We start from the raw sequence: 25,748 nt of genomic DNA, 5'->3' as shown, positions 1-25,748 counted from the left end.
AATGTTTAAATTTGATGGAATCTATACAAATAACGTATAGTTGTTGCTATACCTCTCATACAGAGCAAATTTGAGTCGCACATGGATATAAAAATATTAAAAAGTTTTATTGCAGTGGCTAAGCACCTGAGCTTTTCAGAAGCGGCTCAAGAGCTACATACTGTTCAACCCGCTATAAGTCGCCATATTTCTTCGTTAGAAGAGCAGCTAGGTGTTAGCTTGTTTACCCGTAACTCTCGGGAGGTGTCGATCACGCAAGCGGGAGAGCAGTTAGTTAAAGATGCCACGGCAATTTTAGCGCTTACAGAGCGGGCTAAAAATAAGGTTAAACTGGTCGATAGCGGGCAGTTAGGCTCGCTGAGTATTGCGTATTTAAGCTCTGCGTGTTTAACATTTTTAGCCAAATTAATCCGAACGTATAAGTCGCAGTTTCCTAATGTTCACGTTACCTTGCTAGAAATGACCGCGACCGAGCAAATAGAGGCCCTTAAAAACGAACGGGTAGATGTTGCGTTTTCTCGGCCGTTACCAAGCACCATAGCCGATGAGTTTATAAGTGAAACTATTTATGTGGACCGCCTCGTAGCGGTGGTCAACAAAAACCATCCCTTTGCATCGGCGCAAACTATTGATTTGAAAACCCTTAAAAATGAGCCGTTTATTCTTTTTAATCGCGACGAAGCCTTAGGGTTGTTTGATGAAATTATTACTCGTTGCAAGCGCGCTGGCTTTTCACCTAACATTATTAGTCAGCCAAGGCATATGCAAACCTTAGTAACAGAGGTTGCCGCTGGTTTAGGGTTAGCTATAGCGCCTTATTGTGTAAGTAAATTATATAGCGAGGGTTGCCATTTTATAGAGTTAGAAAAGGTCGACACACAAATTTATTTGCAGCTGCAATACAAGCAAATTAACAGCAGCGCTACCACGCAAGCGTTTGTTGAAATGGCACTTAATGCCCAAGCAGAGATTCAGCTTAGCATGCGTAATTGAGTTGGCTTTATAAAAGCGCTTTTAGCTAACTTATGCGCTGCAATAATTAGCGAGGCGTAAATGCGCAAAAACGCAAATACACCTTTGTAATTTACATCTCATTTAATTGATTTGTAACTAATTAACATCTACTCTAGTGGTACTAATTACTTCAAGCAACTATGAGAAACATGAAAGCCATTATTTTATTTTTATTTCTTGTTTTTCAATTTGCCAGTTTGCCGGTAAGCGCTCAACCGGATTCTAAAATTACCAATGTCTTATTTATAAATTCTACCAACCAACATATGCCTTGGCATAAAAGTGTTGAAGAGGGCTTAAATAGCGAGCTATCAACACGGACTTTTGACTATGAGCTTTTTGTTGAAAACATTGATGTAGGGCGCTTTGATGAGGCCACTCAAGCGCAATTAATGAGCGACTACCTTAAGCAAAAATATAAAAATAAGCACATAGATATAATTGTCACGCAATCCCCCTCAGCTGCCACGTTAATATCGCAATTGAATGATTTTTTTACTAGCACACCAAAAATTTATTTAGAACCTGGCGAACAGTTTAGGCTGCCGGCAAACACTAATAGTGCCTCAATGCAGGCTAAGTTAGACTACAAGCAAGCAACCGCCAGCGCGGTTAATTTAATGAAACCTAAAAAGCTCATAGTCATCTTAGATACTAAAAATGAAATAGGTAGAAACTTTTATACAGGGCTGTTTAATTTTATCAGCCAAGATTTTTCGTATTTAGAAGTTGAGCAATGGTTTGATCTTCCGGCTGCTGAACTGATGACAAAAGTAAAGAATGCGCCTTCAGACGCCATTATTTTATTTACCCCTATATTTAGAAATTACGAAAATAAGTCGATTAGCCCGTATCAGCTCGTCAGCTTACTCGCTCAGCACAGTAACGCCCCCATTTTTAGCTACTGGGAAGTTTTATTGGGCTCAGGTGTAGTGGGTGGTTATGTTTTATCAGGTGAGAAAATAGGTAAACGCGTGGGTGAAGCTATTATTTCTTACAGTGAAAATAACGTGTTACCTACTATAAGCGATGAAAATTTAAGTGTTCATAAATACGATTGGCGACAGCTAAAAAAATATAATGTTGCCCCGCAAAGCCTGCCAGAAAAATCGATTATTGCTTATTACAAGCCGAGTTACTTTGAACAAAATAAAGTGTTAATTTACAGCGCCGCCATTACTATTTTTGTATTGAGCGCTTTTTTAGTGTTTGTATTACGGTTAAACCGCCGCCGCATTCAGCTTGTAAACGCGCTTGATGAAGAAAAGCTACGACTTGAATCGCGTGTAGAGCAACGCACTAAAGAGCTACTACAAGCTAAAGAAGAAGCAGAGCAACTTACCTCGTCAAAATCTGAATTTTTAGCCAATATGAGTCACGAGATCAGAACCCCAATGAGTGGCATTATAGGGCTGACAAATATTTTATTGGGCAAAAACTTACCTGAAGAAGATAAACAGTATTTAGAAAAAATAAAGTACTCGTCAGATCAATTGCTTGTGGTTATTAATGACATTTTAGATTTTTCAAAAATCGAGTCAGGAAATATCAAACTCGAGGCCTTTGCATTTTCGTTAAACGCGGTTGTCGATTATATAACGACCACATTTGAAAATAGGGCGCGGAGTAAAGGAATTGCGTTTGAGATTAATATTAGCGATAACGTGAAACATAACTTAGTTGGCGATGTGGTGCGTATAAACCAAGTATTAATTAACTTGTGCTCTAACGCGATTAAGTTTACCTCTAAAGGGGCTGTTTCGGTGCAAATAGACGCAGAAGAAGCCCCCAATGACGCCAAAAGTACTGTTTTACGCTTTAGTGTTAAAGACACCGGCATTGGTATTGATGCAAAAAGCTTACCTAACTTGTTTGAGTCATTTACTCAGGCCGACAGCTCTACAACCCGAAAATACGGGGGAACTGGGTTAGGCTTAGCCATTAGTAAACGTTTATGCCAAGCAATGGGTGGCGATATTTCTGTAAGCAGTACGCAAGGTGAAGGCAGTGAGTTTATTGCTACCATAAACGTTGAGGTAAACACCCAAGCATTAATAGAAGACAGCCCACAGTTATCATTTGCTGAACCATTTGATGTATTGCTAATAGATGATAACGAAGATGATTTAAGCTTAATTAAAAGTCAGCTTAGTGCAATGGGACTGCGTTGTACGCCTTGCACGCAGGCAAGTGATGCAATAGAGATAATTAAAGAAAATATAAACACTTATAAAATTATTATTGTTGATTGTGAAATGCCGACCATGAGCAGTGAAACGTTTTTTACCCGCATTTACAAAGTAAACCCACAACTTTGCAACAATATTATTGTACTTACAGCAAGCAAAAACGACGCAATTTACGACATAGCTAAAAAGATAAACATTAAAACTATTTTGCATAAGCCTGTGCTTACCAGCGTGTTATTTGAAGCGATGAAAAGCAAAGTGGTTAGCCCTTCTACAAGTAATACCCATAAACCTGCCACCGAAAAGCCACTGCAAGGGGTAAAAATACTCGTTGTGGAAGATAACGCCATAAACAGATTAATTGTATCCGATATATTAGCCGCCAGTGGGGCGCAAGTGCACGTAGTAGAAAATGGTTTACAATGCATACAAACCGTAAAATTAGAAACGTTTGATATTATTTTAATGGATATTCATATGCCCATTATGGACGGTGTAGAAGCGACTAAAGTAATACGCAGTGATAGCAATACTGCGCTTGCCTCTATGCCTATCATTGCGTTAACTGCAAACGTAATGAAAGATGATATTACTCACTACCTATCTATTGGTATGAATGCACATGTTGCTAAACCAATAAAAGCTAAAACATTACGCGATACAATACTTAATTGCTTAAATAAATAAACTTATCAATTACCTACCTTTAATAGCAGGCTTTAACGCCTGCAACGTTAAAAAACCAAACGCAAAATTTATATAAATAGGGTTTGACTCACACCTTTTAATATGTGAAATTTCATATATTCGTTTTTTCATATATATTTAGTTCGCTATAGAACTACAAGGTTAAGGATTATGAGTAAATCAATTGAACACGAGCTACCTAATTTAGAACTTTCACAAAGCACTCCTCCTACCGTTAAGGATTTCACGCTAACGTTTTCATCTCATAAACCTAAAATCTTATTGTTATACGGATCGCTAAGAGCTCGCTCATATAGCAAGTTAGTTATAGAAGAAAGTGCACGCTTGCTAACCCACTTTGGTGCTGAGGTTAAAATATTTAACCCTGAAGGTTTACCCATAACAGATAGTGAAGATGAGACGCACCCTAAGGTGCAAGAGCTACGTGATTTAATGCTCTGGTCTGAAGGGCAAGTATGGTGCTCGCCGGAGCGACACGGTGCTATGACGAGTGTATTTAAAAACCAGATTGATTGGGTTCCATTAAACCTGGGTGGCGTAAGACCTACACAAGGAAAAACGCTGGCTGTGCTGCAGGTTTGTGGTGGTTCGCAGTCATTTAATGTGGTTAATCAGTTACGCGTATTAGGGCGCTGGATGCGCATGGTAACAATACCTAATCAGTCATCGGTGCCTAAAGCGTTTTTAGAATTTGAAGAGAATGGCCGAATGAAGCCTTCCGCTTTTTACAATCGAATTGTGGATGTAATGGAAGAGCTCGTAAAATTTACCTTATTAATGCGCGACCAAAAAGATTACTTTGTTGATAGATACTCTGAGCGAGTAGAAACAGCAGAGCAGCTCAGTAAACGCGTAAATCAAAAAGACATTTAGGAGGTCACTGTGGGGTTATTTGAACGCTTTTTATCGGTGTGGGTTGCGCTGGCAATCGCGCTAGGGATTGTCGCCGGTTACACCGTACCCGATGTATTTAGTGTTGTTGCAAGCTTAGAATATGCACATGTAAATATTGTTATCGCTGTACTCATTTGGTTTATGATTTACCCAATGATGGTGCAAATTGACTTCTCTTCTATTAAAGATGTAGGCAAAAAGCCTAAAGGCTTAGTACTGACAGTCGTTATCAACTGGCTCATAAAGCCCTTTACCATGGCCTTACTAGGGTGGTTATTTTTTAAAGGCATTTTTGCAGACTTTGTTGACCCACAAACGGCAACAGAATACATAGCCGGTATGATTTTATTAGGAGTAGCACCATGTACTGCAATGGTGTTTGTGTGGAGTCAATTAACAAAAGGTGATGCTAATTACACGTTAGTGCAGGTATCTATCAACGATATTATTATGATATTTGCCTTTGCGCCCATAGCAGGTTTATTACTAGGGGTAACAGACATAACGGTACCGTGGGACACGTTATTACTCTCGGTGGTTTTGTATGTACTTATTCCATTAATAGCAGGCGCTATTACCCGCAAAAAGTTAGATAAAGGTGAAGATCACACACGGTTAAATCACTTTTTAAAGATAATGAAACCGTATTCTATAATTGGCTTACTGGCAACGGTGGCACTTTTATTTGGTTTTCAGTCTCAAACATTAATAGATAACCCAGAAGCCATTGTATTGATTGCTATTCCGCTGCTTATTCAAACGTACGGTATTTTTGCAATAGCCTATATAGCCGCAAAAAAAATGGGCCTAGCTCATAATATTGCAGCTCCAGCTTGCATGATTGCAACTTCTAACTTTTTTGAACTCGCTGTTGCCGTAGCCATTTCATTATTTGGTTTACACTCAGGTGCTGCGCTTGCCACCGTTGTGGGCGTTCTTGTTGAAGTACCTGTTATGCTTAGCTTAGTTTATTTTGCTAATAAAACGCGTCATTGGTTTAACTAGGAGAGTGTCATGGTCGTTATTCATCATAACCCTGATTGTGGTACTTCGCGCAATGTATTGCAGATTATTAAAGCCGCTGGCTATAACCCCACGGTTATTGAATACCTTAAAGAGGGCTGGACAAAACCTCAATTGTTAGCGTTATTTGCCGCAGCAAACTTAACACCAAAAACAGCGTTGAGAGTGAGTAAATCGCCTGCTGAAGAACTAGGCTTGTTAAATGAAAATGTAACAGACGAAGCTATTTTAGAGGCCATGCTTGAGCACCCTATACTGGTTAATAGACCTATAGTGTGCACCGAAAAAGGGGTTAAGCTATGTCGCCCGAGTGAGCAAGTTTTAACGCTATTAGCACAATGGCCTAAAGGTGAGCTATACAAAGAAGACGGCGAAATGATATTAAACGCGCAGGGCGAGCAACCCTAAAAGTAATAAACTATTTGCCAAAACCCCGTTTACACGGGGTTTTTTTGTTTAGCAAAATTATAAACATTTAAACTTGCTTTGCCTGCTTGTGCTAATGACTATTTTGAACAACACTTTAAATAGTCGCGTTGCCACAGAGAGCACTATGCATAAAGCCTTAATAAAAATTGCTGAGCAAAAAAAAATAATTTACTTAACCAGTTTCACGCTGGTGGTAATTATTTTTAATGTGCTTTTAAATGATACGCTCCATAAAAAAATTCATAAAAATGGTCAGCAGTTAACGCAGCAAATTTTTGAGCTGCAAATTAATGCCAATGCCGATAAAGAAATAGTGCAGGCATTGGTGCAAAGTAAGGGCTTTATGCTGGCTGCACACTCAAATGCCGAACACTTCAAATACTTAGTTGATATACAGCACGATGTATTTAGCTATAAAACGCTCAGCATAAGTTTATACCACTGGCCTGCTTGGGTGGAGCAAGCTTACTTATTTTTACTATTAAATATCATTATATTAGGTGCCACTAGCTGGTGGGTTAGATGGTGGAAAGTATTAGTAACAAAACCGGCAGCGAACCTGCCATTGCCTTACAGCAAAACTAAAGCTGCAAAAAAACTTTCTACGCAAATCACCACATTAAACTGCGAAGTAAAGTCTATGTACGGTGTTAGTGCAGCGCGGCATAGCTTATTTGCCATAGTGAAATGTGATTGTGTGTTTGATGAAAATACCGATACCCAAGCAAGCTTTAAGGTATTGATAGCAAAATATTTTAAAGAGCTTCCTGCAGTATCAGTTAATGTATTTGATGCTAACAACCTTGCTATTACTTTAAATAATATCCCTGTAGCAAAGCTAGATACATACAGTGAAAGCCTACACGAATGCGTTTATCAAATTTGTAAGCGTTATCGAAGCACAGTAACGCGTAAAAACATAAAGGTTGGACTGTGCGATTATCGATATGCGACTGAGCAACCCGTTATTTTTAAACTCGCTAAGTCGGCCTTAGTATTTTCAGAAAAAAGCTTAATTCAGCACTGGCATAGGCTCGCGTTACAGCACGAGCAAGGGAACTTAATTTCAAGTAAGCAGGTTATTGAAAATATTAAAAAGAATAAATTTATCTTATTCTTTCAACCGTTATTTATGATCACCAGCGGCGATATTGTACAACATGAAGTGCTAATAAGAATTAGGCAGCAACCGCACGGTTTATTAGCTGCGCGTTACTTTATTAATCAAGACTTTAACAATCACCAAGCATTTGAGTTAGATAAAGCGGTGCTACTTCAAGTTAAAAAGCTTATTTTAGCTGAGCCCAGTGCTCTAACGGTAAGCGTTAATTTGCATATAAGTAATTGGTTTAACGAGCAGTTTTGGAACTGGTTTGTCACCAATATGAAAGATTTTACGACAAAGCGAAAGTTACAGTTTGAAATTAGCGAAGCAGACTTTATTAAGTACCAAGCGCAACTAGCAGGTGCCTTTGAAAAACTTACAGCCCTACAAAGTTTGCTGGTGATTGATAATGTACAGAATGTGGAGCACATTAACCAAATTGCTTCTCAAAAATTAGTTAGCGGTATTAAACTGGGTTATCCGCTTGTTCATAATGTGGATGAAAAAACACAACAGCAAAAACAAGTTAAAAACATTGTGGCGCAAAGCAAGTTGCTCAATATACCTGTGTACGCGGTGGGTGTAGAAACCCAAAAAGAGCTACTTATGTTGGCTAAACTAGGTGTAGTTGCCGCACAAGGTTTTTACTTTTCTGAGCCCTTGCAGGAATACACACATGCCACATTTTACTAAGGGCAGTTAATCCTTTTAAGCTAAGTACAGCCAAAAGGGCCACTCTAGCAGCGGTTGTAGAGCTCACTAGGTTACACATTGCACCGTGGTTAAACTGGCCTTAAGTAAGCATGTTTTAATGCCCAGAGGTTAATAGCCCTAGATCAGGCCACGATATTTTAGCCCATTGAGCCCCTGTAAACCGCCTGTATGAATCGCCATTATATGACTACCAGCAGCAAAGTAATCTTGCTCGATAAGTTGCCAAAGTGCATACATCATTTTACCGCTGTATATAGGCTCAAGAGGTAAGTTATGTTGCTGCTGCATGCGTTGGCAAAACTGCCATAAGTCATTACTAAATTTGCCATAACCGCCATCATGAAACTCAGTAAGTAGCTGCCAATTGGATTGCTGAGCTGCTTTTTTACTGAGTGCTGTAATTTCATTGTTCAAGTACTCGGCTTGTTTTAATACCGCAATCCCTAATAGCTGTGTGGCCTCATAGCTACCTTCAATTAAGCCTGCAAGAGTTCCTCCACTTCCTGTGGGACATACTAAGTAATCATGTTTTGGTAAGCTTTTAGCAAGCTCAGCACACCCAGGCAGGGCGTATGTATTACTTCCACCTTCTGGAATTATATAGGCTTGTGTAAAGCGTGCTTGCAACTGAGCTAAATAATCTGGGTCATGGTGCTGCTTATATTCAATACGAGTAACCGCATGTAAATCCATTGCACACTGTTTAGCAAATTGCAGGGTGGGGTTTTGAGTATCTAAGTGTGGCCCTCTAATTATGGCGTGGGTTTTTATATTAAATAGTTTACCCGCCCCTGCACAGGCGTGAACATGATTAGAAAAAGCCCCCCCAAAGGTGAGGAGTTGTGTTTTATTAAGGGCTTGCATTTGCTGTAAATTATATTTTAGCTTACGCCATTTATTACCACTTATTAGCGGGTGAAGTAAGTCATCTCTTTTTATACTTAACCGTATGTTTCTCTTTTTTAGACAGTCACTATCTATTTGTTGTATTGGACTTTCTTTTTCAATATTAAATAAGTTAAGCATTATTTCTCGCGTTTAAACTTGCAAACTAACAATCTTGTACGACACTTAATTAATCTCTTATTAACAATAGTAGCTATATGAAAAAAAAGCTGTTTTCGTTGTTATCTTGGTTAAATCGCAGTTTAGACTCAAGCACAGCGATTGGTATTGCTACTTATGCAGATACAGTAAACGCGGTGTGTTTAAAAAAAAATCAAGGGCAGTGGTACGTACATAACTCACACAGTGTGAATGTAGAGGACCAAACGGATTATACAGTCGCTATTGCAACTTGCACAAATGAAGTTTGCGCTGAGGTGTGCCCTGTAAATTTAGTGGTTCCTCATTATTTTTATCAAATAGTGCAAATGGATAAACCCATGCTGAGTGACGAAGAGATCATTCAATCCCTACCATGGACAACAAAAGACTTAGTTGATATTCCACCAGAGAACATTGTTGCCGACTTTATCGATTACCCCATTATTCAGCCTATGCAAAGCAGTAAAATGAATGTGTTTATTACTAATAAACTACAGTTACTGCCTTTTATTGATAGCTTTTCAAAAATAAAGCCTGTGCTCAGAGCAATGACCTCGGAAGAAATGATTTTAGTGACCTTGTTTGGCGAAGATAAAAGCGCGCACATGCTTATAGTGCAACATGCAGGGCATGAGCCGCGTATTTTAATTATTCGTGATGGTCAGCTTTTATTAGCTAGGCGTTTAAACGGGTTTTTAGGCATTTCAGATAAAGAGCGTACACACGGTTTGGTTGAAGCCTTAGGGCTTGAGATCCAACGCTCAATGGATTTTTTTGAAAGCCAACTAAAACAGCCTCCTATCAGAAGCATTCAGCTGCATTGCGATGATTTATCGTCTTTAACATTAAGGGCTGGCCTTGCAGAATTTTTGCAAGTAAAGGTTGTTGATTTTAAACCTAATATAGATTTAGCACAGGATCTCGAACCAAGCTTTTATTACGCATTAGGCGCAGCGTACCAATTAACCGATCCGGACTCAGTGCTATGAAAACACGGATTAATTTTTACCAAAAAGCCATTAGGGTTAGGCGCGACCCCGTGCCCTTTAAAGGAATGCTGTTGCTGTGGCTAGGTACATTGCTAGTGGTTGCATTAACTTGGTTGTTTTATTTATACGAAGAGCACAATAGCCAGCAATTACTTACACAAAGCCAAGCTTATCTAAAGCAAACGCAGCAGCAATTAAACGTGGTAAAGCAGCGATTAGCTGATAAACAAAATAAATCGCATTTGATAGGTGAGCTAAAAGTACTGCAACAAGAAATTTTGCATAAACAGCAGGTGTTTGATTATTTAGAAAACACATCCATGCACACGAAAACGGATTATGCCGATGTGATGCGCGATTTGGCAGCGTACCACGAGCCGCAAATTTGGCTTGATCAGATAAAATTTGAAGGCCAAAAAGTAATGCTCAAAGGACGTACACAGCAAGCTAAATTTTTACCTATTTGGCTTGCTAATCTTAAGCAATCGAGCTTTTTTAAAGGGAAGGAGTTTTCAGTGCTGGAGCTGTCGAGCAGTGATGGCGTGAGCGAGTTTAATGTGGCTACAGAACTTAGTTCAAGTGAGGTAGCACAATGAATGAGCAAAATGAAAATAAAGGCTGGCCATTATTCGTTAAATACCAAGCACAATTTGCGGCATTACAGCAGCGGGAAAAGTATTTTGTACTGTTTGTTGGCTTGTTTCTTATTGTTTATTTAGGTTTATGGTTTGTGGTGTTTCCACAGCAAGATGCAGTAAATAGTTTACGCGTGGAACAAAATACATTGTGGCAAAAACTCAATCAAAATGAAGCACAGCTCTCTATGCTTACCCAGGCATTAGAGCATGACTACACTAAAGTACTCAGAAATCAGGTAGGGCAAACCCAGCGCGAGCTAGAAGATATAAATAATAAGTTAAGCACGTTTAGCCAAGGCTTTATTTCAGCAAACAAAGTACCTGCTGTATTAAAGGATTTATTAGTAAATACTCCCGATGTGCAAGTGGTTGGCTTTAGAGTAAACCCAGCAAAAGCAATTGATGTAGAAAAACTCGGTGAGCACGATACGCAAACCTTGTTTTTCGAACACCAAATGGTGGTTACTTTGCAGGGGCGCTATTTTAGCTTACAGCAGTATTTAGAAGGCCTTAAAGCTAGCCAACAAAAGTTGTTAATACAGCAGTTTAACTATCAGGTGCAAACATACCCAAATGCAGAGTTAACATTACAAATAGCAACGGTGAGTGCCAATGAAAAATTTATCGCTTTATAGTTTGTCTGTATGTTGCGTGTGTTTTTTCTCTGTTAGTTCAGCTGAAATACTGCGCGACCCCACTCAGCCAAGCAATGCACCAATACTAAAAGGCGCTGCAGTTAGCAATACAGCGCTGTCGTTACAGTCAATTATTAAAACCGAAAAGCAATACAAAGCGATTATTTCTAAGCAGGTGTATAAGCCAGGAGATGTAATAGGTGAATTTCGGGTGCTAACAATAAACGCCAATTCAGTGTTGTTAGCAAATGATGATAAGCAAATAAAATTAGAATTATACGACTATGAAATTAAAAAATAATATAACAAAGCTATGGCTTGCGCTTATTTTAATACCGCCTTTTTTAACGGCGTGCCATAGTTTTAAGCCCGGAAAAGAGATTCAGCCACACATAGCACAAGAGCTTGCTCCTGTAAGCAATAATGCTAAAAGTGTTGCCCCGGTAGAGGTGAGTAGCGCGCTTACACAAAGCTTACTTTCATCACTTAATAGCGAGCAAAGTTTAACAAATGAGTTAGCTGTAAAGCGTTTTGATGTAGCCGCAAAAGAGGTAGAAATAAGCTCATTTTTTAATGGATTAACTGCTGATACTCCATACAGCGTGGCAGTACACCCACAAGTGAGCGGAGTTATTTCTTTAAATTTAAAAAACGTAACGTTTGAAGAAGTTATAGCTGTTATTAAACGCATGTACCCGTTAGATATTGTCCAAGAAGGTCGTATTGTGCAGGTGTTGCCAGCGGTCATGCGCACAGAAACTATACCGGTTAATTATTTAATGATGCAGCGCCATGGGCAATCAACGGTAAGTGTTGTTGCTGGTGGAGTGAGCCAGTTTTCACAAAACAACTCAAGTTCAAATTCAAGCTCAAACAGTAGTAATAATTCGAGCCAAAATAATCAGTTTGGCAGCGATAATCAAAATACCGAGCTAAATGGCTCTCGCATCCAAACAATTAACCAAAACGACTTTTGGAAGGAGCTTGAAGTTGCTCTTAAATCGCTTATTGGTTCAAACGATGGTCGTTATGTGGTTGCCAGCCCACAGGCAAGCTTGGTTACGGTTAATGCATTACCAAGTGAAATAAACCAGTTAAAAGACTTTTTACGTCAAAGCCAAGAAAACCTTCAGCGACAAGTTATTCTTGAGGCTAAAATTGTCGAAATAACCTTAAAAGATGAATACCAACAAGGCGTTAACTGGGAGCGGATTTCTAGAGGGTTAGAAGGTGGGGTGTCGTTTGCAACTACAGCAGGCAGCATAGGTAATTCTATTTCAGCTACTTTAGGAGGGGTCTCCTCGTTAACGATTGAAAAAGGCGACTTTAGCGGCGTAATTAGTTTGCTTGAAACGCAGGGCGACCTGCAAATGCTTTCTAACCCGCGTGTAACTGCAACAAACAATCAAAAAGCCGTGATTAAAGTGGGGCAAGATGAGTACTTTGTTACTAACGTTTCGAGCACAACAGTAACGGGCACCTCAACGACTACGTCACCAGAAATAGATTTAACTCCGTTTTTTTCGGGAATTGCCTTAGATGTCACACCACAAATTGATAAGTATGGCTCAGTTATTTTACACGTTCACCCATCGGTAACCGAAACAGAAGAGCAGCTCAAGGTGATTACATTAGATGATCAGCGTTTTGAGTTGCCGCTTGCACAAAGCAATATTCGTGAATCTGATACGGTGATCCGCGCTCAAAGTGGTGAAATAGTCGTAATTGGTGGGTTAATGCAAACCACCACAGAAGATGAAGAGTCGAAAACACCTATTTTGGGCGATGTGCCAATATTAGGTAATTTGTTTAAAAGTATTAGTAAGCGTCAAGAGAAAAAAGAGCTCGTTATTTTAATCAAGCCAACGGTGGTGATGCCCGACACGTGGAAAAAGCAACAAGCTCATAGCCGCGCGCTATTAAATACATGGTATGAGAACTAACTATGTATTTGAGCTTTTTTAATTTAAGTGAAATGCCTTTCACCTTAACCCCAAACACCGAGTTTTTTTGTGCACTTGAGCCGCACCACGAAGCGATGCAAGTACTTACCACAGCGCTAGAAATGGGGGAGGGATTTATAAAAGTAACAGGAGAAGTAGGGACAGGCAAAACCTTACTATGCAGAAAACTTTTAAATCAAATTGAAGAAGACTACTTTGTGGCTTATTTACCTAATTCTTATTTAAGCCCTGAAGAATTACGCTGGGCTATTGCTGTAGAACTAGGCATGGAGGTAGATAAAAGCCTAGATCAACAATCGTTAAGTCAGCAAATAAACCATTACTTATTAGAGCTGCAAGAAGATAACGAACGGGTTGTACTACTAATAGATGAAGCGCAGTGCCTGAGTTGGGATACACTTGAAGCGCTTCGATTATTTACAAACCTAGAAACCGAAACCGAAAAGCTTATTCAGGTGGTGCTATTTGGCCAACCTGAATTAGATGAAAAACTTGCCAATAGTAAAGTGAGGCAACTACGCCAGCGGATCAGCTTTTCCTACTCATTGCGTGCAATGACCGCCAGTGAAGTTATTTATTATATTAATCACCGTTTACAGGTGGCAGGCTTTAATCAGCCACCACTATTTACGAATCGTTTAGGATTAAAAATAGCGCGTGCGAGTCGAGGAATTCCCCGTTTGGTCAATATCTTATGCCATAAAGTTTTACTGCAGGCATACGGTGAAGGCCTTAATAAAGTAACACCGCGCCATATACATCTTGCCATTGCAGACACCGAAGATTGCAAAAAGCACCACGCTAACCATTACTGGGCTTACAGCTTATTAGCTATTAGTGTTTTTGTTATTGCAGTTATGTGGGTATGGAGGCAATGGTTATGAGTGTTATTAATAACATGCTAAAAAATATCGACCAGCGCCAAACTGCACAGCGTAATCAGCAAAGTGGCGGGGTCGATATTCCCCCTGTACGCGACTACCACGATGTATTATTTAAAGTGCTGAGTGTTTTATTAGCGATTGTACTAATTTTTACAGCCTACCTTTATTTACCTTTTGCACAGGCACCACAAGCGAGTAAGGACACGGCTGAAAAAGCATATGCGGTTAATAATAACAGCCAGCCGATTAAAATTGCCCAAGCTAAAATTACCCCCGTAATTAAGCCCTTAAAACAATTAAGCGAAGAAAACACAGGCGCTAAAGCAGCTCATATTAATGCAGATACGCAAAAAGAGGTGGCGCAGGTACAAAGCAATAACGCATTGCTTGATCAGCCAAAAGACGAAGTAATACAGCTACACGCTACAGACAAAGCCGCGCTACTGAGCAAAAAAGCAAGCCCCACAGAAGCAAGCGCTAAAGTAGCCACTAGCACAGAAATAAATACCCCAGTTGAAGCAAAAAGCAGTGCACCAGTAAAAAGCATTACACAGGCTAAGCAGCCGCCCGCTGAAAATAAGTTAGTAAAAACTACCAGTGTTAAACAAAGCAAAGACCAGCGCACAGCACAGCAATTAAAGCGTGCTAAACAAGCGTTGGAATTTGCTTTATATGATGATGCGATTAACGATTTAACCGCTATTTTACAAACACAACCTGAGCATATAGAAGCGCGTAATTTACTCGCGGCAACGTATTTTCAGCAACAAGATGTACTTATGGCTCAGCAGTTATTAGTTGCTGGCATAAAAATAAACCCTGAGGTTGTGCAGTGGCGTGTAATGCTCAGTAAAATTTTAATTATGCAACAAGAGTACGAAGGCGTACTTAAACTGCTCATAGCCGAACTTGAGCCGCAAGCAAACTTGGAGTTTTGGGTATTAAAAGGTACTGCAGCACAAAATGCGCAGCAACATCAAATAGCGCTTGCGAGTTTTACACAGCTTACACAGCTTCAGCCTCAGCAGGCTAAATGGTGGCTGGCGTTAGCTACTTCAAAAGATGCGTTGGGGGAGTTTGCAGATGCAAAGCACCTTTATAAAGTTGCCCTAGATTTAGGCGGTTTAAATGCCGCAATGACGCAACATGCACTACAGCGCTTAGTCGCATTGAAGGAGGCTGTATGAGACCCAGTTTAAAAATGCGTTTAGGGGACTTACTCGTTCATGAGCAAATGATCACCGAAGCACAGCTAAGCGAAGCACTCAATGTGCAAGCTGCGTCAGGGCGAAAGTTAGGGGCTACATTAATTGCGCTTGAGTTTATAAGTGAGCCGCAATTATTGCGCTTTTTAGCCCAACAATTACAAATACCGTTTTTAGATATTTCGCAGCGCAAAATATCTTCAGATGTATCTAAATTACTTTCAGAAGTTTATGCCAGGCGCTACCGAGCATTAGTAATAGAAGATAACGGTGATTCTGTGTTAGTAGGAATGAGTGACCCCGCTGATTTGAGAGCGTTGGATCAGTTAGCGCCAATGCTAGCCCCTAAGCGAATTGAGCTTGCTGTTGTGCAAGAAAGCCAGCTTATGGCAGCGTTTGATAATGTGTACCGCCGAACAGAAGAGATTACTAACTTTGCTGAAAAGCTACACGAAGAATACGAAGACGTAGAAGAGTTTGATCTTAATTCCTTAGCAGATGAAACCTCTGACGCCACCGTAGTAAAACTACTGCAATCTATATTTGAAGATGCAGTACAAGTACGTGCCTCAGATATCCACATAGAACCCGATGAAAGGCTATTACGCATTCGCCAACGAGTTGATGGTGTATTGCAAGAGCACACATTAAACCAAGTAAAAATAGCCTCTGCTTTAGTACTTAGGCTAAAGCTTATGTCGGGGTTAGATATATCGGAGAAGCGGTTACCGCAAGACGGCCGTTTTAATATAAAAGTGCACGCGCACAGCATTGATGTACGTTTATCGACAATGCCAGTGCAATATGGCGAGTCAGTTGTGATGCGGTTGCTCGACCAATCTGCAGGGCTTTTATCGTTAGATGAAACGGGCATGCCGGTGCATATTTTAAAACGCCTGCGCAGCATTATAAAACGCCCTCATGGCATGGTGTTAGTGACAGGGCCTACCGGCTCAGGAAAAACGACCACCTTGTACGGCGCTTTAAGTGAACTTAACCAACAAGAAAGTAAAATTATTACCGTAGAAGATCCGGTTGAATACCGCATTGGGCGAGTAAATCAGGTGCAAATAAACAACAAAATAGGCTTAAATTTTGCCAGTGTATTAAGAACCACGTTACGCCAAGATCCCGATATTATTATGGTTGGCGAAATGCGTGACCAAGAAACCGTTGATATAGGCCTAAGGGCTGCATTAACAGGCCATTTAGTACTTTCTACGTTACATACCAACGATGCCATATCAAGCGCAATGCGCTTAATTGATATGGGAGCACCCGCTTATCTAGTTGCAAGCTCACTACGCGCTATTATTGCTCAGCGCTTAGTTAGGCGTATTTGCAATGAATGTAAAACACCGTATCACCCAGATAAACAAGAACAAAGCTGGCTTACCTATTTAGGCGAAGATGTTAGCAGCACACAGTTTTGGCGAGGCCAAGGCTGCACAGCATGTAGCCATAGCGGCTACAAAGGCAGGGTGGGGATTTTTGAGCTGTTAGAAATGAACGACGCTATGATGGATGCCCTGCGTATTAACGACACGCAGCGTTTTGGTGAAGCGGCTAAAAATAGCGCTAATTTTGCACCGCTTTCTTATATGGCTTTAACGTATGCAAAGCAAGGCATTACCTCGTTAGATGAGGTATTTAAAGTGGCTGAATATGTACCTGAAGTGGTAGGTGATGACGATGCAGCTTTATAGTTACAAAGCCAAAGACGCAAAAGGTGCGCTGGTTAAAGGGCGTGTTGAGGCAAATAATGAGGCCGGTGTGGCCGATAGCTTATTAAAGCGCCAGTACATACCTATTTCAATTTCGTTAGTTGAAACAAAAAACAATATAAAGTTATTCGATAACTTATTTAGCGAAAAAATAACCCTTGATGACATGATCATGTTTTCACGGCAAATGTATTCTTTACTTAAAGCCGGGATCCCCATTATTAGGGCAATGATAGGGCTTGCTGATACCACGCAAAATAAAGAGTTTAAAAGTGTGTTGCTTGAAGTAACACGCCAGCTCGAACAAGGCCGTGAACTTTCTAGTGCGTTAGCTATACACAACAAGGTGTTTAGCCGCTTAACTATCTCTATGGTTAAAGTCGGAGAAGGCTCTGGACGATTAGAAGATGCGTTTTATCAACTGGCTATTTACTTTGAAAAAGAGCAAGAGACTCGTAAGCGCATAAAAGCCGCTATGCGTTACCCCACTTTTGTTATTTTGGCGCTTTTAGTTGCGATGATCATATTAAATATTTTTGTGATCCCAACCTTTGCCAGCATGTTCGAAAAGTTTGATGCAGAGCTGCCTTTAATGACCCAGATCCTCATTGGCACCAGTAACTTTTTTGTCAATTATTGGTGGCTGCTAGCGCTAATGTTAGTGGGGGGAGTCGTTGCATGGCGTCGGTATTTAAATACGTCGGCTGGGCGCTTTAAGTGGGATCACCACAAACTCAAAATTCCATTTGTAGGCGATATTTTAAAACGCACCTTACTTGGCCGTTATAGCCAAAGTTTAGCCATGGTGCTGCGCTCGGGCGTCCCTATGACGACAGGGCTGTCGTTAACGGCCCATGCAGTTGATAACAGCTACATGGAAAAAGCCATTATCACCATGCGTCAAGATATCGAAAAAGGCGACAGTTTGTTGCGGGCTTCGCGAAGTAGCGAGCTATTTTCACAGTTGGTACTGCAAATGGTGGCAGTGGGTGAAGAAACCGGTCGCGTAGATGAGTTATTACAAGAAGCGGCTGATTTTTACGAACGAGAAGTCGATTACGATTTACGCAGTTTAACCGCAAAAATAGAGCCCATTTTGACGGTGTTTGTTGCCATTATGGTGCTTATTTTAGCACTCGGTATTTTTATGCCGATGTGGAACATGATGTCGGCTATTAAAGGGTAGCCATTGTGACTAACTGTCGTGTTCGTGCAACAGGTTTTTCGTTATTTGAGCTCGTTTTAGTAGTTGTTTTACTGGCAGTTATTATGGCTTTTGCTATACCTCAATACATAGGCATTAAAAATCAGGCACACAATGCGAGTGTGGATGTGGTGGCTGGTGAATTTGCCTCTGCGGTGTTGATGGTCAAAGGTCAGTGGGAATTATCGGGGCGTCCAAAGGGCGTTAATAATACAACACATATTAATTACGGAGGTGTCATTGTTGGTGTCGATGGACACAGAGGCACACCAACGGGTGATAAAACGACTAATACTGATACGCGGGCCAGCGCAATGACTGCACTGCAATGCCAAAAAGTATTAAGTGTAATTTTACAAGATGCGCCTACAAGCACATTAAGTACCGAGGTTTCTATAATAACCAAGGTGAGTTATTTAGTGCGTTATAACACTAAAAACAACCAGTGTATTTATTATTTAACTCATAATTTAAACACCAATAACCTACCTACCGATGGCGCCGTTATGGCTAAAAAAGTGGGGTTTTCGTACTTTCCAACAACAGGCAAAGTGCAAATTTTTAAAAACTAAGTAATTATAAAGAGGCTTACTTATGAAAACGCAGTCATTAAAACAACCAATGAATAAGCAAGCAGGTTTTACGCTTGTTGAACTAATAATTGTAATTGTAATTTTAGGTATTTTAGCGGTGACCGCTGCCCCTCGTTTTTTAAACCTGCAGGGTGATGCTAACGCTTCTACACTCGAAGGTTTACAAGGCTCAATTCGCAGTGGTATGAATATCGTAAATGGTAAATCTATTATCGCCAGTACCCATAAAAAAGCTTCAGATTCGGTTTCTGTAGATAGTGGTGCAGACGTATCTATAGTTTATGGCTACCCTGCAGCGACGGAAGCAGCTTTTGAGGCTTTTTTAGATGTTGAATTTGCAGCTGATGACTCTGCTGATTTTAACCTTGTAGAAACGTCTAATGGTACTAATGGTACTACTGATGCTGGTGCCGTACCAAAAGTTACTATTTACCCAAACAGCTATACTGCAACAGGGGATGCGACTACAGATGACGAATGTCGTATTGAGTACACTCAAGCAACGGCGACTACTGGGCCAGTGAACGTGACGCCGCCTAAAGTTGAGCTTTTTATAGAAGGCTGTTAATTGCATAAATGAATAGCAGTAGTAATCAACGATTGCGTGGCTTCACACTGGTTGAATTAATTATTACTTTAGTTATTTTGGGCATACTGTCGGTAACGGCAGTGCCCAAGTTGCTAGGAAGTTCAACAGAGCAAGCATACTCATACAGAGATAGGGTATTAAACGCCCTACGCACAGTACAATTACGCGCGATGCAAAATACTGCAACAAGCAGCTGCCATAAACTGTATATTTCACCTACCTTGGTTGCGGGGCCAGAGCCAGAAACCTGTACTGGCGGCCCAAGTACCAATAATAGCGAGTATTTAGTTGTTGCTATCAATACCGAGCGCAGCGACGTACGATTTAATGCCTTAGATAGCAATGCTAATGCGTTTACGCAAATTAACTTTGACCCACTTGGGCGAGCAGATCAAAATTGCTCAGTACAATGTAAAATTGACCTGGGTCTAGCCGCGGTGTGTATTAGCGGTGAAGGGCTTATTTATGCCTGCCCCTAAAATACAATCAGGTTTTACCTTAATTGAGCTGATTATTGGCATTGTAATGTTTGCTATTGCGCTAAGTATTATTACAGCGCTTATCGCACCTCAAGCAAAGCAAAGTGCCGAGCCTATTGTCGCACTCAGGGCTTCAGAGATTGGGCAAGCATTAATGAACGAAATATTAGCTAAATCATTTGATGAACATAGCGAGCGCACGCCACCACTTAGGCGCTGTTCCGAAACAAGCTTAGGGGCCCAGCCTTGTAGTACTCATTCTGAGCTTGGTGCTGATAGCGGTGAAGCACGGGCTAATTTTAACGATGTTGATGATTACATTGCGCTCACAGGGCAGCCTATTAGTGATAGTTTAGGGAATACATTAGCGCAATACAGCGACTTTTCACTGGTTGTGAACGTGCAATACGACAGCGACCTAAACGAGGCAACCAATAACGATGGCGTTGCCTTTAAACGAATTACCATTGAAGTAACCTCACCCTTGGGGCAAGTGTACGGCTTTAGTGCATATAAAGGTAATTACTAATGAATAGAGCAAAGCAAAAGCGTGGCTTTACCTTAGTTGAGCTATTACTTGTTATGGTAATTATTGGCATTTTAGCGGTAGCGTCATTTTCGTTTATTAGCGCTGGATTTAATATTTACAGCCAAGGCGTGAAACGTCAAGAAGCGGTGGCGCAAAGTCGCTTTGTTTTAACCCGATTAAGTAAAGAGCTTCGCCACGCAACCCCTAACTCACTGCGCTTAAATTGTGATAACGCCAGCAATGGAGCGTGTAGCACGCAGCAATGTTTAGAATTTACGCCGTTTTTATCTGCCACTCATTATACCGATTACTTACCCACTAGTGCCCCTTTTGAGATTACCGCCGTGAATTTTGCGCTTAATAATTTAACTGAGCCACAAATAAATGATTGGGCAAGTATTTATCCATTAAATAGCAGCGATATATACGATGAAAGTCAAAACAAACGCCTACAAGTTAGCGGCTACAGCGCCGTTACAAGTGAGCTAGATACATGGCAATTTAGCAAAGCATTTGCTCAAGAGTCACCGAGTAAGCGTCTTTATTTATTAGATCAGCCCGTTAGCTTTTGTGTAGAAAGTAATTCACTGTATCGCTATAGCCACTACGGCTTTACTACAAACCAATTAAACGCCGCCAGCTTACAGGTTAGCTCGGGCGTTAAACGCGATTTAATGAGTAATTATATTGCCAATGACTTAACGAGCAGAGCCTTTTTTACGTTAAGTGAGATTTCGCTACAGCGCAGCGCGGTTGTTAATGTGTTTGCGCAAATGGGGTTTAACGACACCGAACAAATAAGTATTAGCCATGAGGTGCATGTGCCTAATGTCCCCTAATATAAACAACATCAGTTTTGCTAAAAAGCAGCAGGGTAATTTGCTCATAATTACGTTGGTGATCATTGTCACTTTGCTGGCACTAGGGCTGGTGCTTTCTAAAGTGTTATCGGGTGCGGCGCAGCAAAATACCATTGAGTATTACGGCGCGCGCGCTTACATGGCAGCCCAAAGCGGATTAGAAACCGGCTTAAGCGAAATTTTTGCACTAAATAGCACTGCGCAAACTTGCAGTGCAGTAACCACCAGTAGGAATTTTAGCACCCTCTATCTAGCTAATTGTGAGGTTGAACTGAGCTGTAGTGAATACATAGCCTTACCCGATAGCAGCACCCGCTCTGGCACTGTTAATATTTACTACTTACAAAGCTCTGCAACGTGCGCTGCCAATGATTGTGCTGCCGGTGCAGCATGTCAAAAGGAATATTGGCAAACCCAACGTACTCTAAGTGTGGAGGCTAAAACACTACCATGAGCAAATATACCCTCTGTATTTTATGTTTAATAAGTTTGCTACTAAGCCGATGTGCTATGGCTGTACCGCCTAAAATTGAAGGGCGATTTATAGAGCTACAAGACACGTACACTTCACCCATATGGACAAAAATAAATTTTCAGCAGCAATACATAACCCCTCCTGCGGTATTTATGTTGTCCACTAATCAAGGCGGTAACCCCGCTATAGTGAGAATACGCAATGTAACAACCACAGGGTTTGAGGCATTGCCACTTGAGCCATCAGGAGAAGATGGTGAGCATATAACCATGGGCGCGCACTATTTAGCGGTAGAATATGGTGTGCATGAATTTCCTGATGGGACCATTATGGAAGTGGGAAACACCGACTTACGCCTTGAACTACAATACGGTGATAAGTCGGGGTTTGCCCCCATCACGCCTAAAGGTTACAAATCACTGACTTTTAATAAACCGTTTGCCGTAAGGCCTAACTTTTTTCATTCGTTACAAACACTAAATAGTTTAGATAGTAACCCGCCGTCTCAAGCGCTTGTGCCTTTTTTAACCATTGCAGTGCAAAGTGATTCCTTATCTACAAGCGGGGTAAATATAGCGTTAGAGGCCTCAGAAACCGCATTAGGTGTTATTCAAACTGAAACGGTGGCCTACATGGCTGTAGAGCCTGGCAGTAATCGCACCTTTACCGATGACAATGGGGTAGAAGTGTCGTGGGAGACCTTTTTTACAGGATTCGAAGTTGATGGTTGGAATGATGGGTGTAACTACTTTAATTTTAACAATAACTTTAGTGAGGCACCGCTGGTGGTGGCAAGTAAAAATTCCCGACTTGAAGAAGACGGTGGGTGGCTGCGCAGCTGTAATTTAAGAGCGGATCGGTTAGGGCTGGTGGTTGATGAAGACCGTGATGGCGACAGAGAGCGTAACCACGTAAAAGAAGAAGCCTCTATATTAGCTATGACCAGTACGTTTGTATTTAATGGCGATATTTTAGATTGCGATACTTTATTTCCTGGCGCTATTTCTACCTACAATGATGGACAAGTGCAGCTTGTTCAAGGTGTGGAAATAACCGATAGCAATGCACAATTTATCACCACCACTAATTTAATATCAACGGCACTCACCAACCCACCTTTGTGTAATGACCAAGGCTGTGTAGCCACTGGGTATAACTCCCTTGAGCCAAATCAAGCTGCGCAAGTACCCACGGTCACAAACGATGGAAGCTCTACCGGTGATGTGCCTGTATCGTTAGCTGGCGATTATTTTTATGACGAACTAGCACTTAACTTATTGGAAGATGAGTACAAGGTAACAGCGCCCACCCGTATCTTTTTAAAAGATACATCGTCGCTAATTTCTAGCGCATTTTTGAACATAGGCAAAACGAATATTGTGGTTGAGGAAGGAGCGTATTTAGCTATATATGTCGATGGCGATGTAGCCATTGCGGCTGATGCAAATATTGCCGCATACATTGTCGCAACGGGGGAGGTAAGAATTGCCCAAAATGTCACATACCAGGGCTCTATAACCGCTGCAACACAAGTAATAACCGAGGGCAGCTCTACGTTTGATGCGTTAACAGTGCCAGAGAGTATTCCTGGATTTTGCGGTATTTTTACGCCGGTTTTGCTTGATCACTACCGCATATCATTAAGTGATAACCAAGGTTTAACCTGCCAAGCAAAAGAAATGACATTAACCGCCTGTGCAAACGATGCATGTGATTTACTGTACGATGAGCCTTCCGCACTTGATCTGTCTCCAGATAACAGTGGCCAGCAAAGCTGGGTAAGCGGTGAAAATATTACCTTTACAGGCTCTGCCACAGTAGCGCTTGCAAAGCGTACCACAGGGACCGTCACACTTGGCTATAATACCGCCGACCCATCTGCACCGCTGCGTTGTTATATTAATGGTAGTAACGTAGGGCTGGGCGGGTGCAAAGTGGTTTTTTCTGATGCAGGGTTTATTTTTAATAACGACACAGCCAATACAGCGAGTATCCCCACTCAATTATCTGGTAAACCCTCTAGCGAGGGTTTTAATGCCGCCAAGCTATCCATTCAAGCGGTTAAAACAAATACTACAACAGGCGTATGCGAAGCCGCATTCCCTGCAGGTGGTCAAGTTGATTTAGATTTAGCTTATACCTGCAGTGCCGGCGCTACGTGTTCAGATCCAATACAACTTAGTAATAATGCGAATACGTATAGCGTGCAGCAAGCATATCAAACTTTTTCGCTCACCTTTGATCAAGACTCAAAAGCCCCTATTGCTATTAACTACCCTGATGCCGCTAAATTAAGTTTAAATGCACGGGCAACAATTGTATTAGACCCAGTAACTAATTTATCAGTAAGCTTAACCGGCAGTTCTAACGAATATGTAGTTAAGCCCTTTGGATTAGCGATGCAAGTTGCAAGTGACGGCTATGCTCAAACAGCAAACGATAGTTTATTTAGATTAACGGGTGAGTCATTTAATTTAAAAATGAATGCAGTACAGTGGCGTGCAGGGCAAGACAATAACAACGATGGGATACCTGATAACTATAGCGCTATTCATAGCAATCCCATTGCCAAACACTTCATTAGCGAGTCTCCTTTAGTAACACATAGCTTAGTATTACCCGGCTCTGGGAATGAGGGGCAAATTGAAGCGCTAAGTACCCTTGCCTTTACAGATACGGGAAGCTTGAGTGAATCCATATCGCAGTACGCTTATGACCAAGTGGGTATTATAAACGTATTTGCGGGTTTACAAGATGGCGATTATTTTGGTGTGGGCGATGTAAAAGGGCAGCTAAACAACGTAGGGCGGTTTGCTCCATCGCACTATCAAGTATTAGGTGTTCAAGTTGCTGCGCAATGTACACAGTTAGGCAGTAATTTAACCTATTTAGATCAGCCCTTTGAGCTTGGTTTTACGGTACAAGCACTTAATCATAACAACCAGCTAATGGCTAATTACAAACAAGGCTTTGAAAAAGCCCAAGTACAAATAAATGCCGAAAACAATCAAGCTGGTAATTATGTACCAGCAACAACGCTAACCAGCAGGTTAGCCAATATAAGTAGCAACAGTTGGAACACTCTAGCCGATGGACAGTGGCAAATGAGCGACAGCACAGCCATGTTAACGCGCTTGGCTATAAATAACCCCGACGGCCCATTTACTATGGTTAACCTTATGGCCACCGTCACTAACACAGAAGGCGCTACGTTAATTGATGCTAACGATGAGCCGAGTACGCAAGTAAGCTGCAGCACTGATTGCAATAGCGTGCGTTTAAATGATGTGCCAATAGACTTTCGCTTTGGACGCTTAGTGCTAGGCAACAATGCCGGCTCAGATTTAGACTCATTACGTGTGCCAATGCAGGCTCAGTACTTTAATGGAACAGGCTTTGTATTAAATACCGAAGATAACTGCAGTGTATTTGAGCATCCGCAGTTATCCCAAATATCGCCATCAACGCCAATATTAAGCTATGAGTATGGTGCAGGTGCAGCGGGTTCATTAGAGGCAGGCAGCTACCCTACAAACAATGCTATTTATGCAACACCAAACGGCAGTGGTACATTTACATTAGAATACGAAACAGAAAATTGGTTAAAGTGGGATTGGCTTGGTGATAATTCACAGCAAGATCCCCATGCTATTTTGCAATTTGGTCGCTTTAGAGGAAATGATCGGGTTATTTACTGGCGTGAAACAAGAGAATAGTTGTAAACTAAGATAATAATTGAACAAAGCTTGTGTTTTGTGCTTCAAGTACATAGCATAAGGCATTGGGTGTATTGATTTTTGATGGTTGAAAAATGTTCAGCTTTCAAAAGTGAGTACACTCTAATAAACAATAATAAC

General features: G+C 41.0%; 23 protein-coding genes. 22 read left to right on the top strand and 1 reads right to left on the bottom strand.

Translation table 11 applies throughout. From position 1 onward, the window contains the following. Positions 1–81 precede the first annotated feature (81 nt). The 6 genes from MTF64_RS13020 to MTF64_RS12995 all read left to right on the top strand — a co-directional run bounded on the left by MTF64_RS13020 (position 82) and on the right by MTF64_RS12995 (position 8,055). Complete coding sequence (locus tag MTF64_RS13020) at positions 82–993, top strand: LysR family transcriptional regulator (protein ID WP_248451655.1); 912 nt, start codon at positions 82–84, stop codon at positions 991–993. A gap of 170 nt (positions 994–1,163) precedes the next feature. Beyond that, on the top strand, positions 1,164–3,890 hold the full coding sequence (locus MTF64_RS13015; protein ID WP_248451654.1) for a response regulator: 2,727 nt from the start codon (positions 1,164–1,166) through the stop codon (positions 3,888–3,890). Positions 3,891–4,061: 171 nt separating this feature from the next. Next, the gene (gene arsH / locus MTF64_RS13010) at positions 4,062–4,784 is read left to right on the top strand and encodes an arsenical resistance protein ArsH (protein WP_024032512.1); all 723 of its coding nucleotides are present in this window, start codon (positions 4,062–4,064) and stop codon (positions 4,782–4,784) included. Positions 4,785–4,793: 9 nt separating this feature from the next. After that, a complete protein-coding gene (arsB, locus tag MTF64_RS13005; protein WP_248451653.1) occupies positions 4,794–5,810 on the top strand; it encodes an ACR3 family arsenite efflux transporter in 1,017 nt (338 codons plus the stop codon). A gap of 9 nt (positions 5,811–5,819) precedes the next feature. Beyond that, complete coding sequence (arsC, locus tag MTF64_RS13000; protein ID WP_054982914.1) at positions 5,820–6,236, top strand: arsenate reductase (glutaredoxin); 417 nt, start codon at positions 5,820–5,822, stop codon at positions 6,234–6,236. A 145-nt stretch (positions 6,237–6,381) separates the two neighbouring features. Next, entirely contained in the window at positions 6,382–8,055 is a 1,674-nt protein-coding gene (locus tag MTF64_RS12995; protein WP_096041073.1) for an EAL domain-containing protein, read from the top strand. A 138-nt stretch (positions 8,056–8,193) separates the two neighbouring features. On the opposite strand, the gene MTF64_RS12990 is transcribed toward MTF64_RS12995, so the two are convergent. Then, positions 8,194–9,102, bottom strand: a complete 909-nt coding sequence (locus MTF64_RS12990; protein ID WP_248451652.1) for a pyridoxal-phosphate dependent enzyme — start codon at positions 9,100–9,102, stop codon at positions 8,194–8,196. A gap of 77 nt (positions 9,103–9,179) precedes the next feature. On the opposite strand from MTF64_RS12990, the gene MTF64_RS12985 reads away from it, so the two are divergent. Genes MTF64_RS12985 through MTF64_RS12910 form a run of 16 tightly spaced genes read left to right on the top strand, consistent with a single transcriptional unit; the run spans position 9,180 to position 25,607 of the window. Next, positions 9,180–10,112 carry a hypothetical protein gene (locus MTF64_RS12985; protein WP_054982911.1) on the top strand — a complete coding sequence of 311 codons (933 nt, stop codon included), beginning with the start codon at positions 9,180–9,182 and terminating at the stop codon, positions 10,110–10,112. After that, the gene (locus MTF64_RS12980) at positions 10,109–10,708 is read left to right on the top strand and encodes a PilN domain-containing protein (protein WP_248451650.1); all 600 of its coding nucleotides are present in this window, start codon (positions 10,109–10,111) and stop codon (positions 10,706–10,708) included. Before MTF64_RS12985 ends, MTF64_RS12980 begins: the two co-directional genes overlap by 4 nt. Beyond that, on the top strand, positions 10,705–11,385 hold the full coding sequence (locus tag MTF64_RS12975) for an agglutinin biogenesis protein MshJ (protein ID WP_248451649.1): 681 nt from the start codon (positions 10,705–10,707) through the stop codon (positions 11,383–11,385). The genes MTF64_RS12980 and MTF64_RS12975 overlap by 4 nt, the downstream gene beginning before the upstream one ends. Beyond that, on the top strand, positions 11,363–11,686 hold the full coding sequence (locus MTF64_RS12970; protein ID WP_004585744.1) for a mannose-sensitive agglutinin biogenesis protein MshK: 324 nt from the start codon (positions 11,363–11,365) through the stop codon (positions 11,684–11,686). The genes MTF64_RS12975 and MTF64_RS12970 overlap by 23 nt, the downstream gene beginning before the upstream one ends. Further along, positions 11,670–13,328 (top strand): pilus (MSHA type) biogenesis protein MshL, encoded by a 1,659-nt coding sequence (gene mshL / locus MTF64_RS12965; protein ID WP_248451648.1) that lies wholly within the window; start codon positions 11,670–11,672, stop codon positions 13,326–13,328. The genes MTF64_RS12970 and mshL overlap by 17 nt, the downstream gene beginning before the upstream one ends. 2 nt (positions 13,329–13,330) lie before the next feature. Further along, entirely contained in the window at positions 13,331–14,233 is a 903-nt protein-coding gene (locus MTF64_RS12960) for an AAA family ATPase (protein ID WP_096041078.1), read from the top strand. Further along, positions 14,230–15,420 (top strand): tetratricopeptide repeat protein, encoded by a 1,191-nt coding sequence (locus MTF64_RS12955; protein WP_248451647.1) that lies wholly within the window; start codon positions 14,230–14,232, stop codon positions 15,418–15,420. Before MTF64_RS12960 ends, MTF64_RS12955 begins: the two co-directional genes overlap by 4 nt. Then, complete coding sequence (locus MTF64_RS12950; RefSeq protein WP_248451646.1) at positions 15,417–17,144, top strand: GspE/PulE family protein; 1,728 nt, start codon at positions 15,417–15,419, stop codon at positions 17,142–17,144. Before MTF64_RS12955 ends, MTF64_RS12950 begins: the two co-directional genes overlap by 4 nt. Further along, positions 17,131–18,348 carry a type II secretion system F family protein gene (locus tag MTF64_RS12945; RefSeq protein WP_096041080.1) on the top strand — a complete coding sequence of 406 codons (1,218 nt, stop codon included), beginning with the start codon at positions 17,131–17,133 and terminating at the stop codon, positions 18,346–18,348. The genes MTF64_RS12950 and MTF64_RS12945 overlap by 14 nt, the downstream gene beginning before the upstream one ends. Before the next feature lie 5 nt (positions 18,349–18,353). Then, a complete protein-coding gene (locus tag MTF64_RS12940) occupies positions 18,354–18,938 on the top strand; it encodes an agglutinin biogenesis protein MshB (RefSeq protein ID WP_248451645.1) in 585 nt (194 codons plus the stop codon). Positions 18,939–18,960: 22 nt separating this feature from the next. Next, positions 18,961–19,527: a prepilin-type N-terminal cleavage/methylation domain-containing protein gene (locus tag MTF64_RS12935; RefSeq protein WP_055254599.1), complete on the top strand. Its 567-nt coding sequence runs from the start codon at positions 18,961–18,963 to the stop codon at positions 19,525–19,527. Between the two features lie 8 nt (positions 19,528–19,535). Beyond that, positions 19,536–20,027, top strand: a complete 492-nt coding sequence (locus tag MTF64_RS12930) for a prepilin-type N-terminal cleavage/methylation domain-containing protein (RefSeq protein ID WP_248451644.1) — start codon at positions 19,536–19,538, stop codon at positions 20,025–20,027. Beyond that, positions 20,014–20,556: a prepilin-type N-terminal cleavage/methylation domain-containing protein gene (locus MTF64_RS12925; protein WP_248451643.1), complete on the top strand. Its 543-nt coding sequence runs from the start codon at positions 20,014–20,016 to the stop codon at positions 20,554–20,556. Before MTF64_RS12930 ends, MTF64_RS12925 begins: the two co-directional genes overlap by 14 nt. Then, positions 20,556–21,395 carry a type II secretion system protein gene (locus tag MTF64_RS12920; protein WP_248451642.1) on the top strand — a complete coding sequence of 280 codons (840 nt, stop codon included), beginning with the start codon at positions 20,556–20,558 and terminating at the stop codon, positions 21,393–21,395. The genes MTF64_RS12925 and MTF64_RS12920 overlap by 1 nt, the downstream gene beginning before the upstream one ends. Then, a complete protein-coding gene (locus MTF64_RS12915) occupies positions 21,385–21,870 on the top strand; it encodes an agglutinin biogenesis protein MshP (RefSeq protein WP_248451641.1) in 486 nt (161 codons plus the stop codon). Before MTF64_RS12920 ends, MTF64_RS12915 begins: the two co-directional genes overlap by 11 nt. Positions 21,871–21,926: 56 nt before the next feature. Further along, positions 21,927–25,607, top strand: coding sequence for an H-type lectin domain-containing protein (locus MTF64_RS12910; RefSeq protein ID WP_248451639.1), 3,681 nt, complete (start codon positions 21,927–21,929; stop codon positions 25,605–25,607). Positions 25,608–25,748 lie beyond the last annotated feature (141 nt).

The sequence above is a fragment of the Pseudoalteromonas sp. 2CM41L genome (genome assembly GCF_023161905.1).
GTDB classification, from domain to species: Bacteria; Pseudomonadota; Gammaproteobacteria; order Enterobacterales; family Alteromonadaceae; genus Pseudoalteromonas; species Pseudoalteromonas atlantica.
Note: the sequence above shows the minus strand (reverse complement) of the source record. Positions and strands in the feature narration are given on the sequence as shown.

Bases quoted from the DNA above. Each gene is read 5' to 3' on its own strand.
- MTF64_RS12945 (WP_096041080.1), top strand. From the start codon at position 17,131: ATGCAGCTTTATAGTTACAAAGCCAAAGACGCAAAAGGTGCGCTGGTT.
- MTF64_RS12990 (WP_248451652.1), bottom strand. From the start codon at position 9,102: ATGCTTAACTTATTTAATATTGAAAAAGAAAGTCCAATACAACAAATA.
- MTF64_RS12920 (WP_248451642.1), top strand. From the start codon at position 20,556: ATGAATAGAGCAAAGCAAAAGCGTGGCTTTACCTTAGTTGAGCTATTA.
- MTF64_RS12955 (WP_248451647.1), top strand. From the start codon at position 14,230: ATGAGTGTTATTAATAACATGCTAAAAAATATCGACCAGCGCCAAACT.
- MTF64_RS12960 (WP_096041078.1), top strand. From the start codon at position 13,331: ATGTATTTGAGCTTTTTTAATTTAAGTGAAATGCCTTTCACCTTAACC.
- arsH (WP_024032512.1), top strand. From the start codon at position 4,062: ATGAGTAAATCAATTGAACACGAGCTACCTAATTTAGAACTTTCACAA.
- MTF64_RS12985 (WP_054982911.1), top strand. From the start codon at position 9,180: ATGAAAAAAAAGCTGTTTTCGTTGTTATCTTGGTTAAATCGCAGTTTA.
- MTF64_RS12995 (WP_096041073.1), top strand. From the start codon at position 6,382: ATGCATAAAGCCTTAATAAAAATTGCTGAGCAAAAAAAAATAATTTAC.
- MTF64_RS12935 (WP_055254599.1), top strand. From the start codon at position 18,961: ATGAAAACGCAGTCATTAAAACAACCAATGAATAAGCAAGCAGGTTTT.
- MTF64_RS12975 (WP_248451649.1), top strand. From the start codon at position 10,705: ATGAATGAGCAAAATGAAAATAAAGGCTGGCCATTATTCGTTAAATAC.
- MTF64_RS13020 (WP_248451655.1), top strand. From the start codon at position 82: ATGGATATAAAAATATTAAAAAGTTTTATTGCAGTGGCTAAGCACCTG.
- MTF64_RS12930 (WP_248451644.1), top strand. From the start codon at position 19,536: ATGAATAGCAGTAGTAATCAACGATTGCGTGGCTTCACACTGGTTGAA.
- MTF64_RS12915 (WP_248451641.1), top strand. From the start codon at position 21,385: ATGTCCCCTAATATAAACAACATCAGTTTTGCTAAAAAGCAGCAGGGT.
- arsC (WP_054982914.1), top strand. From the start codon at position 5,820: ATGGTCGTTATTCATCATAACCCTGATTGTGGTACTTCGCGCAATGTA.
- MTF64_RS13015 (WP_248451654.1), top strand. From the start codon at position 1,164: ATGAAAGCCATTATTTTATTTTTATTTCTTGTTTTTCAATTTGCCAGT.
- MTF64_RS12925 (WP_248451643.1), top strand. From the start codon at position 20,014: ATGCCTGCCCCTAAAATACAATCAGGTTTTACCTTAATTGAGCTGATT.
- MTF64_RS12970 (WP_004585744.1), top strand. From the start codon at position 11,363: ATGAAAAATTTATCGCTTTATAGTTTGTCTGTATGTTGCGTGTGTTTT.
- MTF64_RS12910 (WP_248451639.1), top strand. From the start codon at position 21,927: ATGGCTGTACCGCCTAAAATTGAAGGGCGATTTATAGAGCTACAAGAC.
- mshL (WP_248451648.1), top strand. From the start codon at position 11,670: ATGAAATTAAAAAATAATATAACAAAGCTATGGCTTGCGCTTATTTTA.
- MTF64_RS12980 (WP_248451650.1), top strand. From the start codon at position 10,109: ATGAAAACACGGATTAATTTTTACCAAAAAGCCATTAGGGTTAGGCGC.
- MTF64_RS12950 (WP_248451646.1), top strand. From the start codon at position 15,417: ATGAGACCCAGTTTAAAAATGCGTTTAGGGGACTTACTCGTTCATGAG.